The organism is Nostoc sp. (assembly GCF_036919815.1).
GTDB lineage: Bacteria > Cyanobacteriota > Cyanobacteriia > Cyanobacteriales > Nostocaceae > Nostoc.
Genome location: NZ_JBALCE010000124.1, coordinates 34,060 through 47,019, shown reverse-complemented (window position 1 = coordinate 47,019; position 12,960 = coordinate 34,060). Strand labels below are relative to the sequence as shown.

Below are 12,960 nucleotides of genomic sequence, written 5' to 3'. Positions count from 1 at the left end.
CCCAACCCCTTCTCCCAAATCTGGAAGAAGGGGAGTCACAATTTCAAAGTCCCTCTCCCATATCTGGGAGAGGGATTTAGGGTGAGGGCGAAAACTACGGTTCTCAACTTAGATGAGGTTTAATCTGAAAATTTTGAAACCTGAATCTTAGGAGTAAAAACAATGGTGCAAGCTGTACAACAAGAACTGACACTAGAACAGGTAAATAAAGCTATTGAAGCAATCCTCAATGTTTTGGATGTTCCCGAACCCGGAAATGATTTACACGCCAAGGCTTTATCTGCCTTTAAAAATGGCGATTACCAAACTGTAAAGCGGTTAGCCTCGACCAATTTATCTGATTGTTATCTTAAAGCACTGGGTTATTTAGGTGGAGCTTTGAAGCTAACGCCAAACACTGACACAATTCTGGCAGAGTCGGCACGGGCGGCGGCTGATTTTGCACGAGAGAGAACATTACGTAAACTTGGGGATGCGTTGGCGAAAGCCTTGTCGTAGATATCGCATCTGCACTCAACTAATAATTTTTTTGTATACATAATAATGCCAAAAAAACCGCTATAGGATTACTATAGCGGGGAATAAATTAAAATTTTAGTCTGGAGTTAAGTAAGTGGGCGAGGAAATTTCCAAGTATGTAACGAAATGTAAATTCGGCAGATACCTTACAAATTCGTTATTTCAGCCTTTTCACAAAACTAAACATATATTGGTTTTATCTTGCCTACCTACTTAATCTCAGATCCAAAACTTAAGGGAACCATTCTAAAACAGCTTCTTCTTTGGTGTTAGTATTTCGGGATGGTGTCTCACGATTGAATTTCATCTGAATTGACCGGGTTTGCTCACCATCAGCAGCTACAGCCAAAATTGGATAGTCAATTAAACCATCTTGGAAGGACATCTGGAAGCGGAATGTTCCATCTGGATTTAGCTTAATTGGACGGCCGCCAATAGTTACGGTAGCATCAGGTTCGGTTGCACCGTAGACTATCAATTCAGCATCGGCAATTAACCAGAACTGGCGCGGACGCACTGGTACGGCGGAAGCTGAGAAGCCAACACCTGACATTCCTGCACCGGAAGCGGTTAAACCAGACACCGTGGGAGCTGCCCACATACCCACACCAGATGGGAAAATGTAGGAGCTAATGGTTTGTTCAGGACGTGCCAAAGCTTGCTGGGAGCCGAAGATAGAACCAGCAACCCGTTGTGCTTCGGTAGATTCCGCTAAACCAAATATTTCGTCGTAGATGGGGTTGCCGTTGCCATTCACAACAGCATTACCAGCATTACCATTGGCGGTAACTGCGATCTTCTTAGCAGGGGGAACTAGTTCGTATTGAGTCTTGCCACGCAAATCTTCTTCAAAATTTACAGTGACGAAGACATCCTCAATCCAATCAGAAGGATAGACGGGAGGAATGTGTACTCTAGCAGAACGAGCAAGTACCAACCAGCGGCCATCAGCAGCACGATAGCCGATATCGATCACATAATCCCGATCGCTAACTGGAACTGGTATATACCATTCTCTAGCTAGTTCATCAGCCGGATATTCTTGAATGCTGTGGGGGCTTTGGTATTCGATATTGATATCGCTGACATCATAAATCCGTAATGCCAGTTGTTGTCCCCCTTGTCGGCGTAGTTCCTGTTTATGTTCATTGGGAATATCCCAGTAAGTGTAAGCCCACTGAGGATCGCGCGGTAAGAGTACAATCCGGCTCTCACCATACCCAGATGGCAAATCTGCGAGTCCTTCATCAACATCAGCCAAAGATCCACCAGTACGATCTTCCTGACCTAATTCAAACTTTGCAGCTTCCACGGTTTCCTGTGCCTCCAATGAACGAGATGGACTGAGTGAAAGTTTGGTGCGCTGGACTTCTTGTATTGATGCCAGCAGTTGTGATTTACGCATTCGGCTATAGCGAGAGATGCTATATTCGCTAGCAACTTTACGTAGTTGGCGTAAGGTCATCTCCTCTAGTGGCGGGCGTTCTTTTGCCATTAATTTGGCCTCCAGTAGTTTAAGTGGTAAATGATTTCCCCTGGTTAAAGAATGCTATATAAAATCTCATCCACTCCAGATGAATTTCTTATTCCTGACTCCTGGTTTTGGCCAGTTTTTAAGTTTTTTAGTCTGTTTTTAAATTGAGGTAACTTTCTTTCAATTCCTAATTATGCCAAAATCAGCATTTCTTTGGGATCGGAGAAGTTCTATTTCTTAAATCAATATTAACCACTAAGCATATCTAGGGATCAAGGGGTAATAGGTAGGTTTTTTGCCTGTTTCACGAATTTATCAGGCTTTCTGGGATCAGATTGTCATGATTTCATAACATTGCTAGCTAGTTGGATGTTGAGCGATCGCCATAATGTCAAATTTTCATCACATTAAGCTGTGGGTTAGCCAAAAACCATAATCCACAAGATTTTGGGGCAAAAAACAAGTTATTAGTGTTGAATGTAAGTTGTGGTGGTAGGCGTTGCACTTATTCTTGTTCAGTTTCTTCAACACCTTGCACAGTTTTGAGAGTATCGCAAAGAGCGATCTTCATGACGATCGCGCGTTTATGTGTAGCGTTTATCTGATGCGATAGATTTAGACTGAGCGAATCGCACCACTTATCTCGACAAGACCCCAACTATACAAAGATTGAACTTTTTCTGGAGAAATATCAATGATCATTTCAATGTATCAAGCTTCAGTACCAGTGTTTATTCATACACTAAATAGCCTTATAGGTATTCTTGAAAAAGGTGCTACATATACAGAAACGAAAAAAATAGATCAGCATGTGTTGCTCAATAGTCGTCTATTCCCAGATATGTTTCCATTGTCAAGACAAGTACAAATTGCCTCTGACATCGCAAAGAGAGGTGCTGCACAATTAGCAGGGGCAGAAGCACCCAAGTTTGAGGATAATGAAACTACATTGCCTGAACTTATTGACCGCGTTCAGAAAACTATCTCTTATTTAGAGACATTTAAACCCGAACAAATAGATGGTTCGGAAGATAAAACAATTACCATTACGCAGGGTGACAAGAGCCTATCTTTTGAAGGAATGCCATTTCTCCTATATTTTGTTTTGCCAAACGTTTATTTCCATATCACAACAACCTATGACATTCTCAGACACTGCGGTGTAGAGCTTGGCAAAAAAGACTTCTTAGGCAAGCCTTAACGCTCCGCAATATAAAAGCGAACTGATTTCCATTCTCCATATCGGGTGAGCGTATAGCGGCTAAATCGTTGCATCGCCCGATAATTCCTATTATTAGTGTAGCGATCGTAGTTAAGTTTGTTGAGTAGAGAACTCGGAACTCCGACCTCTGAACTCGGAACTCCGACCTCTGAACTCGGAACTTCCACCTTTGAACTCGGAACTTCCACCTCTGAACTCGGAACTCCGACCTCTGAACTCGGAACTTCCACCTTTGAACTCGGAAGTTTGACCTCTGAACTCGGAACTCCCACCTTTGAACTCGGAAGTTCGTGTTCAGAACTTGAAACCCAAACCAGAAGCGCTATAGTTCAGCCTCCCAACTCCAAATGACATAATGACAAATGACAAATGACTAATGACTAATCAACTCCACTCCATCTCGTCCATCGGAATTTTGTAAGTAAACTTTGACAATTTCTTCTTTAGCAGTAGGTAACTGTTTGCCAATAAAATCTGGGTGAATTGGTAATTCTCGATGACCCCTATCTACTAACACAGCTAAACGAATCACCTCTGGTCTACCGTAATCGTTGACTGCATTCAAAGCAGCGCGAATCGTCCGTCCTTTGAAAATCACATCATCTACGAGTACAACCGTTTTCCCCGTCAGGTCAAAAGGAATTTCGCTTTTCGTTGGAGTTCGCAATCCAATTTTGTCGAGGTCATCTCGATAAAAAGTAATGTCCAAAGCGCCGACTGACACCGCTACACCTTCCAACGTCTCAATCTGACGCGCCAACAATTCGGCTAATAAAACACCCCTAGTATAAATCCCAATAAGCACAAGTTGAGACAAATCACGCGTCCTTTCCACAATTTGAGAGGCAAGGCGAGTCAAGGTACGACGGATTTCTTCCGATGAGAGAATTTCAACTACTTTGGCAGACATAGGGAGTGATAAGTTAGGAGTGATGAGTTAAGAGTGATGAGTTAAAAATTAGAAGTTTTTATTCTTAACTCCTGTAGAGACGCGATTAATCGCGTCTCTTTATATTTATCATTATCTGTTTGGAAGTATTAAAAATATAGCGATCGCTATCCCTAACCATAGCAAAAAACAATATCGAGTCAGTTGCAAAGCATTCTGAATAGAAGTTGCAGTAATCGGATAAATAGCATCTCCTAGCAGTGGTTTGTACTTAGCTACCCCGCGATACCAATTTGTACCCCCCATCTGCACACCCAAAAAAGCAGCATAGGCGCACTCACTCCAGCCAGAATTGGGACTAGGATCGTTAATCGCATCCCGACGACAAATTCGCCAAAGGTGCATCGGTTTACCCGATAACAGCGCCAGAGTCACAACTGTTAACCGACAAGGTAGCCAAGTTAAACAATCTTCCAACCGCGCACAGAACCATCCCAAATAAGTATAGGGTGCTTCCCGATAGCCCACCATTGAATCAAGGGTACTGCTGGCTTTGTATGCTAAAGCCAAGGGACTTGGCCCCACAAATGGCACAAAGACACCAACAATTGCATAAAAAAGCGGAGCCATTACCCCATCAGTGGCATTTTCTGCGACTGTTTCTAAAACGGCTCGTGAAATTTCTGCTTGTGAGAGGTTTTGGGTATCTCGACCAACATAATTACTTAAGATATTACGAGCCTCACCCAAATTTCCTGCTGTTAAAGGTTGTAAAACAGCCACAGCTGCTACTCGCAAACTTCTGCCAGCAAAACAACTAGCCAAAAGAATGCTATCTATTGCAATTCCCAACAACGGATGAACCCATCGGGCACTTTGAATCATCCAAAAGCCAACAATACCGCTACCAATTATTAGGATAATCCCTAATACTATTCCAGCTAGGCGTTGTGTTAGAGAATTTTGACACAAGTGGAGAGAAAATTTGGTCAGATGAGAAATTACCCACCCCATAACTTGCACTGGATGAGTCCAATCCCAAGGATCGCCAATTAAGTAATCTAAAAGTGCAGCAATTATTAAAATATAGATGCTATTAATCATAAGTCACCAGTCAAGGGTCAAAAGTCAATGGTCAATAGTCCAAATATTGACCGTGCCAATTTTAGATTTTTGATTCCCGATTTGAGATTTTTTTTGGTTCTAGTAGGACTAACGTCCTGCTACCGGCTTTCGCCCCTTGTGGGTGAAACAAATCCAAAATCCAAAATGGATTGACTCTTGACTAAACCACAAAACTAGCCTCTTCCCCAAGGGAAGCTTGCCAGCTACGAGCATCGTAATAAAGGTCTGCCAGAGTAATACTGTACAAAGCTTCTTTGAGCTTTTGGTTGAGTCTCTGCCAGAGGCTAAATGTTACCCAATCTTCAGCTTGTGCCGGCGCTGGGGTGTGATGGGGTAAATGGCTAGTGTCGCCAACTGCTTCTAAAATTTGTCCTATAGATATTTGTGCAGGCTCTCTGGCCAATTGGTATCCGCCGATGCTACCACGAATTGATTTCACTAAAGACGCACGACGCATTTCTATTAGTAGTTTTTCGAGGTAAGGAGCTGGGATATCTTGGCGTTTGGCGATCGCTTTCACAGATACAGGCCCATATTTGGGCTGTAAACTTAAATCTAGCAACGCCTTCACACTATAGTGTCCTCTAGTCGTTAGTTTCATTTTGGCAAGCTTTGTTGTTTGTCTGTTGTCCTCTTTCCTTTGTAAATGACCAATACTTCTCTACGAGAGGCTACACCAACGACAACGCTCAGTACAAGTGACTAATCACCAATGACCAATGACTAAGAATCAGTTTTGCTTATCATTCTGTGACTTAGTTATCATCCTCAGCAACTAGACAACCTTTTGAGCGTTAGTTTAGAAAACTTAAAACTTGTTATAGTCTAGCAGTGATTCACAAAGTATATATATAGTTATCAGCATTGCCAGCATTCTCTAAAATAGATTGTCGTGGAAATATTGTTAATCAGATAACAATTGTGCCGATGAGTGTAATATACTTGGCTAGGTTGAGATAAAAACTAAAGGATTATGTTCCTATTAGCTCAACCTCAGCTAAAATAAAATCGATTCAAACAGTTCAAACATTCGTTTTCGACCTAAGTTGATGCCTAAACTGAAAAAAATTGAACCCCTACTCGGTGATGAACTGCTCAAAAAAGTCAAAGAGCTAGAGAGTGAGAGCAAGGAAGACAAAGCCAAAAAGTGCGGCTACTATACCATTACCAAAAACGGTATAGAGCGCGTAAATATGATGAAGTTCTTAAATGCCCTAATTGATGCCGAAGGCATTCAGTTGGACAGTACACCCAGTTCAAATGGGCGTGGTGGACGTAGTGCCAGTTATAGAATTAGTGTGCAATCGAATAATAACTTACTTATAGGTTCAGCTTACACAAAACAGATGAATCTTAAGCCAGGAGATGAGTTTCTGATCACTTTAGGCAAAAAGCACATTCGTCTGAGACAGGTAGATCCAGAAAATCGGGAAGATGATGAAGCCATAGAAGCCACGGCTTAATAAATTAGTCATTAGTCAATTGTCATTTGTCCTTTGTGAAAACCAATGACTAATGACTAATGACTATATCTGTGGTGGGTAAGACTGGTAAATAGTGGCGAAGCGCCTTGCGTGTAACTGCTAAATTGCAGGTGAATGCAATTTGCTCTTTTTCTAGTAAACCCAAAATGCGATCGGGTTTGTCTCGTGCTACCACTGGTAATTGATGCAAACCTCGAAGATTCATCCGGTCTAAAGCCTCAGATAATAGTTCATCCTGCCATGCATAGAGGATTTCAGTAGTACAAATATCTATCAGGGTTTGACTCGATAAATTATCTGGAATTTCAGTTAGGGAATTTGGGTAAGTTTGCCAAAGAGCAAGGGCACGGTTAATATCTTCCAGAGAAAGTATACCAACTAATTGCTCTGCTTCATCAATTACTAAAGCACTGTGGACGCGATCGCGGGTCATTTCCACAGCTGCATCTAACACCCCAAGGGTTGCAGGGAGCTTTTTTGGACAAGGGTACATAGCATCTTCTACCAAAATTTGCTGCACAATTTCCGCTTGTTCATCTTTCAATTCCGAAAGACCAATTTGTTGTAGATTAGAGTTAGAGTTAAAAGTTGGTTTAATCCTTTCCACTAGCCAAACACTCAAACCCACAGCTGCCATCAACGGTAAAACAATCCGATAGTCGCGGGTTAATTCAAACAGCATTAAAATAGCGGTTAACGGCGCTCTGACACTAGCAGCCAGCACTGCTGCCATTCCTACCATTGCGTAAGCTGGAGGAGCCGCCATCTGATCGCAAATTGCCGGGAATACCACAGCCAACATTTTGGCGTAAACTGATCCAAAAGAAGCGCCTAAAAACATTGCTGGTGCAAACAAACCGCCAATGAAACCACTACCCGCACTAATTGCAGTCATCAATAACTTCACTACCAACAGCACCACCAACAGGTAGAGGGGAAACTCCACATCCTGAAGCATTTCTTCCACAGTTTCATAACCGACGCCCAGAATTTGCGGGAAGTGCAAAGCAACTGCGCCAATAATCACACCGCCAATGATTGGATGAATCGGCTCAGGAATTCGTCCCAAAAAGGCAAAACCTGGAACCTTCCCAGCAAAGCAGGCTTTTGCCAAACGAATTGATTGAGTATAAGCCAGAGAAACTAGGCTGGCCCCTAAACCCAAGCCAAGGTAAAGGGGTAATTCCAAAGGACTGCGGACTTGGTAAACAGGTAAATCAAAAGCAGGTTGCGCCCCCAAACCAATTTGGGCAATTAATGCTGCTACCACCGCCGCTAGCAGCACCACACTCACCGCAGAAGTAGCGAAAGATGTAGCTCCCATCACCACCTCAAGGGCAAAAAATACTCCAGCGATGGGAGCATTAAATCCAGCAGCAAGTCCAGCCGCCGCGCCAGCACCTAAGAGCAAACGTTGTCGTTCTTGAGATACATTCAGGATCACAGACAACAACATCCCAAAATTTGCGCCAATTTCTACACTCGGGCCCTCTGGCCCCAAAGAAGCACCGCTCCCCAAAGAAACAGCTGCGGCTAGCATTCTGGTAACTGGTCGTAGTGGTCGCCTAATCTCTGTTCCTTGGGAGGCGGCAATCAGAGATGAAAGTCCAGGGCCAAAATCTTGAGTGCGCCAGCGCATTAAGCCAACGATTAAGCCGCCAAGGGTGGGAACGCAAGCTAAAGTCCATGCACCCCAGACGCCGATTTGACCCATTAAATTTTCCAGCATCAGCTGGTGAATCATCTGGATTAAATAGTGAAAAGTGACTACACCCATACCAGTACCACCGCCAATGAGCATGGCTAAAAACAGGACAACTGTTTCTGGGGATGGTTGAAAACGATTAATTAAGTGAGCTAAAGGAGCGGAAGGTGTAGGAAAGTCAGGTTGTTCCGTTACCTTCCTCAGTTGAGTGGGAGGCAAGAGAGTCATTCAGAGGCGGGGTAAATGTAAGAAAAAATTTAAATTTTTATCTGTTACTTATCATTGTGAGCCATTATTTAGCAACCGGACAAGTAGACTTTATTTGCTTGATTTATAAAGCTTTAGTAAAAAATGTCATTGTGCAAAATTTTTGTGGGAACAATGGTTAAATGGGAGACAATTATTATTTAAGGGTCAACGAGGGCTAATGGAGTGCGAGTGGCCACGATCGCTATTTCTTTCTAAAGACAACAGAGTTTTTTGGGGGCTGGGTGGACGCACCCGTAAACAAAAACTTGGGAGTCATCCTTGCCTAAATCTAGCTATACTCGTGTTGCGACCATTGAGCGAGCCTTGGTAGTAATACAATATATGTATGATTTATGCTTGATTTCAGACCATGCTTGGAAGTCTGCTAAGTGTTGATCCCAATTCAATATAGCTATTGATTATAGAGCGAGTAAATGGACTAGGCGGACGAGGTAAATGAATATACACACCTTTGATAATCATTATGTTACTTGCCCAATTTGCCAAAGAAATGGTACGCCCAAACCAATTAAAACGCGGATGGGCTTATTTTGCTGTCCCTATTGTCAGGAACGGCTAGTAGTTTGCCAAAGCGGTCATTATGTGCGCGATCCGTTTACTTGGAGACAATTGATGATTTCTTCGTCGCTACGTCGTCAAAGCCGACCGTTAGCGAGGATTATCAGAGATTTTGTCTTGCTAAAACGTCCGATGATCGCTCTGGCTGTAGGAAGTGCTATTTTCTTTAGTGCGATCGCCCTAACTCAGGAAAGGACAAATAACGGTCCCCAAATCTTTCCCACAACAGAGAAAGTTGATGAACCAGGAAACAAATTTCAGTAAATGGATTACTTTGCTATAAATCAAATATTACTTTGATTTTTGTAATTTTATAAGTAAATACTCCTGCAAAACCGTGTCTTATTACCCCAAATAGGACACGGTTTTAGCTTGTATCCCCTTAAAGACCCGTCCTAGTGCAACACTCAACTTATTCGGTGGAGTATCCTAATTGTCATCAATTTTTCTAAAAGGTTGAGGCTGTAAAAATAATCAATACTAATTATTGTTATGCACCTGAAAATTGCTACAGAGTGTAAAGCAAATCATGAATATTTAAGGGGGGAGAAGGACATGGTGCGGGATCTCCCTATAAATTGAAAAGAGCTTTTAACCCCTCTCGAAGTGATGCAGGCTTTCGCCCAAGAAGATTCTCCAGATCGGGGCTTACTTCTTCTTCCTGCCCGTTTTTAATGTCGGTTAGAAAACCTGTGACCCTCTCAATTATAGTTTCGGGGACGCCGCGTTCTTTCATTTGCGCCTCAAATGCTGATTTCTCAGTAGGTGTATAATCTATCTCTTTGCCTGATAAGTCAGTTAAGGTAACTGCGACATTCTCAAAGGAATAGGACTCACTTCCTGTGAGTTTGTAGATTTGGTTACCGCAACCGCTCTCTAACAGTGCATTCGCAATGGCTTCTCCCATTTCGCTTCTAAGGGCAAAGGGGACTCTTCCCTGATCGGCTGGTAAGTTAATACCCGTATCAAAAACTCTTTCCCCTACGAACTGCGGAATGGTGTCCATATACAAGACATTGCGAAATATGGCATAGTTCAACCCACACTCCTTGATGTAATCTTCCGTCTGAAAATGACCCTCCATCAACTTGTTTGCCAAAGTGTTTCTGTTTTTCAACGTTCGACTGGTGTAGGCGACACATTGAACCCCTGCCTTTTTTGCGGCATCCACGACATTTTGGTGTTGCCGAAGGCGGTTATCTTCATCCGTTCCGGCTATCAGCAAAACCCTTTCAATTCCCTGCATGGCCTTGTCGAGTGAAGCAGTATCATCGTAGTTGCCTACACGTATGTCTACCCCTTTTTCTTTCAAGGCAAAGGCTTTACTTTCATCACGCACAAGTGCGGCAATTTGGTTGGCGGATGTTTTTTCCAGTAGATTTTGGACTACTGCTGTACCCAACTGTCCGGTGGCTCCTGTTACCAAGATCATGGTTTTTCCTTTTTTGTTTGAATTTTGCTTTGTGCTTCGTTAAAATTGTCGGCGTCATTATCTTCTCAGATACCGAAAGAGTGCTTTTCTCGCCTACGTGAGGACATGGTCGGGTGTGACCGTGGCGGCGTTGCTGAAGTCTCCCTGACGCACGTCCACGCCCTTCTGCGACCACTCGGCGGCTCGCCTCTCACCCTTGCGCCGAGTGTTGCAAAGCGCACGATTCTCTTTTTATTTCAGTAGTACCGGAAGCGTGACCGGGGCGCGAAGTCCATGGTGGGGGATTTCCGGCACGATCGCACCCGGCACAAGATGCATGGACGGGAAACGCTTTGCGGCACGAGTGACCGCCTCGCGCAATTGCAGACGGGCGAGCAGCGGACCGACGCAATAGTGAGCACCGTAGCCGAACGTCAAATGTTGGCGGGCGTTCCCACGCGGACACTGGAGCGTTTCCGGCGCGTCGAATAGGGCAGGATCACGGTTCGCCGCAGCATACGACACCCAAAGCGTCGCGCCCTCCGGCACAGGAACGCCGCCGATAACGGTATCCACGGTGGCACGTCGGTATAAACCCATCACCGATGTGTCGTAGCGCAAGAGTTCATCAGTTAGATTTTCGACGTCCACGGTTCCCGATGCGACGGCTTCCCATTGGTCACGCCGATTCAAAAGCGAGTGGAACGCATTGGCGATCGTATTGATGGTGGTTTCGTGTCCGGCAAAGAAAACGATAGCAATGTCCGCGACTAACTCATCCTCTGACAAATCATTTTCCCCGGCGGCGCGACTGGCGACCAACGCGGAAATCAAACCGTCGTCCGGCATCGCCGCTTTTTCAGCGACCATTTCGCGGATGTAGTTTTCCAACGCCCGCAAACCGTGTGCCGCGCCGACTTGCACCTCGATGGGTAAGCCGGGTGTCTGGAACGCGACAAGGGCATCCGACCAGTCGCTCAACTTCTCGGCGTCCGCAAGCGGAACACCCAGTAGTCGGCAGATCGTTCGTAGCGGAAGCGGCTTGCACAAGGTCAGGAGCAAGTCAGTTTGACTGCCCGACACCATGATCGAATCGAGCAGGTCTTCGACATCTGCTATCACCGTCGGGGCTAGCGACTGAGTGCGCTTTGGAGAGAACGCCGCCATGAGCGGGTCACGTAAGCGCGCGTGGAGCGGCTTGTCCACGTTGATCAGGTTGTAGGCGAAGAGCGGCGACGTGAGTGAATAGATGGCGAGCGCTTCGGGTGCGAGATGAACTCCCGCGCTAAACGCCTCGGATGACGCGAATGTCACAGAATCGCCCAAAATGTCATGCACTTCCTGCCACCGCGTCACGGCGTAAACATGAAGTGCGGGCAGGAATGTCACGGGAGCCTCGGAGCGCATCTGCGCGAGGAGCGTGAATCGGTCAGCGGTAAATCGCGGGTTGATCGGGTCGAACTGTTCGGCAGCGGTTGGGTGTGACATGAGGTGGGTGGCTTTCTCACGAGCAATATTGACAATATGCTGTCAATATTGCCATATTGACAATATGCTGTCAATCTTCGATTTGCATTTTCTGCGTAATGGCTTCCAGAAGTGCCACAGCACGAGCGATTTGTTCGGTGTCAAAGTCCTCGGCGATCGCATTTGTCCACTGCCATTCGCGCTCCAACGCATCGTGATACGTTGCCCTGCCGGCTTCGGTGAGAAGCAAGTGCATCGCTCGGGCATCGCCGGGATTTTCGGCGAACTCAACCAGACCGTCGCTTGCCATGTCGTCAGCGAGTCGTTGTACGGCTTGCCGTGTTAAGCCGATATGCCGCGCCAATTCGCTTACCGTGACGCGCTTTTCAAGTGCGAATAACTCACTCAGCGTTTGCCACCGAGCATTGGTTATTCCCGTACCCCGCATGAGGCGTGTTCCTGATTTTTGCACTGTTGCGTTCATACGAAGTACGGTGCGAATCAGATCGGTTAAAGCGTTCGACGCGGGCGTTTTTTTATTATGGTAAAAAGGCACGTTCTTGTTTCCCGCAATTCGGGATTATTTGAGGGTCAAACAGTACGATAAAGCTGGTCAAAGATTAATAGCCACATTGGTTGCTCTTATCTGCCCAAGTCAAAGACCACCCTGCTGATTTTATTTTTTGGAAGTCCCTTAGAGGTGCGTTCAGACATCTCATCGGCTGATCTACCTGCTCAATGCTGACACAAATGGAATCTTTGTGTTAAAACTTGGCAGACCAATTTGATACATGGTGTTGGAGTGGGTGAATCAGATTTTGGGAATAATCCTCATA

The 12,960-nt window shown here is 44.9% G+C and carries 13 protein-coding genes; 4 read left to right on the top strand and 9 right to left on the bottom strand.

Translation table 11 applies throughout. The features are described from left to right. The first annotated feature begins 162 nt into the window (after positions 1 to 162). Positions 163 to 498, top strand: coding sequence for a hypothetical protein (locus V7K15_RS28180; protein ID WP_334911038.1), 336 nt, complete (start codon positions 163 to 165; stop codon positions 496 to 498). Between the two features lie 253 nt (positions 499 to 751). Here the strand turns inward: V7K15_RS28180 and V7K15_RS28175 are convergent, their stop codons facing one another. Beyond that, the gene (locus tag V7K15_RS28175; RefSeq protein WP_334911036.1) at positions 752 to 2,014 is read right to left on the bottom strand and encodes a DUF4912 domain-containing protein; all 1,263 of its coding nucleotides are present in this window, start codon (positions 2,012 to 2,014) and stop codon (positions 752 to 754) included. 673 nt (positions 2,015 to 2,687) lie between these two features. Here V7K15_RS28175 and V7K15_RS28170 point away from each other — a divergent pair. Beyond that, positions 2,688 to 3,194: a DUF1993 domain-containing protein gene (locus V7K15_RS28170; RefSeq protein WP_334911034.1), complete on the top strand. Its 507-nt coding sequence runs from the start codon at positions 2,688 to 2,690 to the stop codon at positions 3,192 to 3,194. On the opposite strand, the gene V7K15_RS28165 is transcribed toward V7K15_RS28170, so the two are convergent. The 4 genes from V7K15_RS28165 to V7K15_RS28150 form a co-directional block, all read right to left on the bottom strand. Beyond that, complete coding sequence (locus V7K15_RS28165) at positions 3,191 to 3,487, bottom strand: hypothetical protein (RefSeq protein WP_334911032.1); 297 nt, start codon at positions 3,485 to 3,487, stop codon at positions 3,191 to 3,193. The genes V7K15_RS28170 and V7K15_RS28165 overlap by 4 nt on opposite strands. 101 nt (positions 3,488 to 3,588) lie before the next feature. Continuing rightward, positions 3,589 to 4,125, bottom strand: coding sequence for a bifunctional pyr operon transcriptional regulator/uracil phosphoribosyltransferase PyrR (gene pyrR / locus V7K15_RS28160; RefSeq protein WP_334911030.1), 537 nt, complete (start codon positions 4,123 to 4,125; stop codon positions 3,589 to 3,591). A 111-nt stretch (positions 4,126 to 4,236) separates the two neighbouring features. After that, positions 4,237 to 5,208 (bottom strand): adenosylcobinamide-phosphate synthase CbiB, encoded by a 972-nt coding sequence (gene cbiB, locus V7K15_RS28155; protein WP_334911028.1) that lies wholly within the window; start codon positions 5,206 to 5,208, stop codon positions 4,237 to 4,239. Positions 5,209 to 5,389: 181 nt separating this feature from the next. Continuing rightward, complete coding sequence (locus tag V7K15_RS28150) at positions 5,390 to 5,830, bottom strand: Rrf2 family transcriptional regulator (protein WP_334911026.1); 441 nt, start codon at positions 5,828 to 5,830, stop codon at positions 5,390 to 5,392. 448 nt (positions 5,831 to 6,278) lie between these two features. Here V7K15_RS28150 and V7K15_RS28145 point away from each other — a divergent pair, with 448 nt between their 5' ends. Next, a complete protein-coding gene (locus V7K15_RS28145) occupies positions 6,279 to 6,692 on the top strand; it encodes an AbrB family transcriptional regulator (RefSeq protein WP_334911024.1) in 414 nt (137 codons plus the stop codon). 49 nt (positions 6,693 to 6,741) lie between these two features. On the opposite strand, the gene V7K15_RS28140 is transcribed toward V7K15_RS28145, so the two are convergent. Continuing rightward, positions 6,742 to 8,646: a chloride channel protein gene (locus V7K15_RS28140; protein ID WP_334911023.1), complete on the bottom strand. Its 1,905-nt coding sequence runs from the start codon at positions 8,644 to 8,646 to the stop codon at positions 6,742 to 6,744. 477 nt (positions 8,647 to 9,123) lie between these two features. Here V7K15_RS28140 and V7K15_RS28135 point away from each other — a divergent pair, with 477 nt between their 5' ends. Then, the gene (locus V7K15_RS28135) at positions 9,124 to 9,510 is read left to right on the top strand and encodes a hypothetical protein (protein ID WP_334911022.1); all 387 of its coding nucleotides are present in this window, start codon (positions 9,124 to 9,126) and stop codon (positions 9,508 to 9,510) included. 307 nt (positions 9,511 to 9,817) lie between these two features. Here V7K15_RS28135 and V7K15_RS28130 read toward each other — a convergent pair whose 3' ends face one another. From V7K15_RS28130 to V7K15_RS28120, 3 genes are all read right to left on the bottom strand, one after another. After that, positions 9,818 to 10,678: an SDR family oxidoreductase gene (locus V7K15_RS28130; RefSeq protein WP_334911019.1), complete on the bottom strand. Its 861-nt coding sequence runs from the start codon at positions 10,676 to 10,678 to the stop codon at positions 9,818 to 9,820. Between the two features lie 231 nt (positions 10,679 to 10,909). Continuing rightward, positions 10,910 to 12,145, bottom strand: a complete 1,236-nt coding sequence (locus tag V7K15_RS28125) for a cytochrome P450 (RefSeq protein WP_334911017.1) — start codon at positions 12,143 to 12,145, stop codon at positions 10,910 to 10,912. 70 nt (positions 12,146 to 12,215) lie between these two features. Next, the gene (locus V7K15_RS28120) at positions 12,216 to 12,680 is read right to left on the bottom strand and encodes a MarR family winged helix-turn-helix transcriptional regulator (RefSeq protein WP_334911015.1); all 465 of its coding nucleotides are present in this window, start codon (positions 12,678 to 12,680) and stop codon (positions 12,216 to 12,218) included. Positions 12,681 to 12,960 lie beyond the last annotated feature (280 nt).

Bases quoted from the DNA above. Each gene is read 5' to 3' on its own strand.
- V7K15_RS28150 (WP_334911026.1), bottom strand. From the start codon at position 5,830: ATGAAACTAACGACTAGAGGACACTATAGTGTGAAGGCGTTGCTAGAT.
- V7K15_RS28170 (WP_334911034.1), top strand. From the start codon at position 2,688: ATGATCATTTCAATGTATCAAGCTTCAGTACCAGTGTTTATTCATACA.
- V7K15_RS28180 (WP_334911038.1), top strand. From the start codon at position 163: ATGGTGCAAGCTGTACAACAAGAACTGACACTAGAACAGGTAAATAAA.
- V7K15_RS28145 (WP_334911024.1), top strand. From the start codon at position 6,279: ATGCCTAAACTGAAAAAAATTGAACCCCTACTCGGTGATGAACTGCTC.
- V7K15_RS28175 (WP_334911036.1), bottom strand. From the start codon at position 2,014: ATGGCAAAAGAACGCCCGCCACTAGAGGAGATGACCTTACGCCAACTA.
- V7K15_RS28130 (WP_334911019.1), bottom strand. From the start codon at position 10,678: ATGATCTTGGTAACAGGAGCCACCGGACAGTTGGGTACAGCAGTAGTC.
- V7K15_RS28135 (WP_334911022.1), top strand. From the start codon at position 9,124: ATGAATATACACACCTTTGATAATCATTATGTTACTTGCCCAATTTGC.
- V7K15_RS28140 (WP_334911023.1), bottom strand. From the start codon at position 8,646: ATGACTCTCTTGCCTCCCACTCAACTGAGGAAGGTAACGGAACAACCT.
- pyrR (WP_334911030.1), bottom strand. From the start codon at position 4,125: ATGTCTGCCAAAGTAGTTGAAATTCTCTCATCGGAAGAAATCCGTCGT.
- cbiB (WP_334911028.1), bottom strand. From the start codon at position 5,208: ATGATTAATAGCATCTATATTTTAATAATTGCTGCACTTTTAGATTAC.
- V7K15_RS28125 (WP_334911017.1), bottom strand. From the start codon at position 12,145: ATGTCACACCCAACCGCTGCCGAACAGTTCGACCCGATCAACCCGCGA.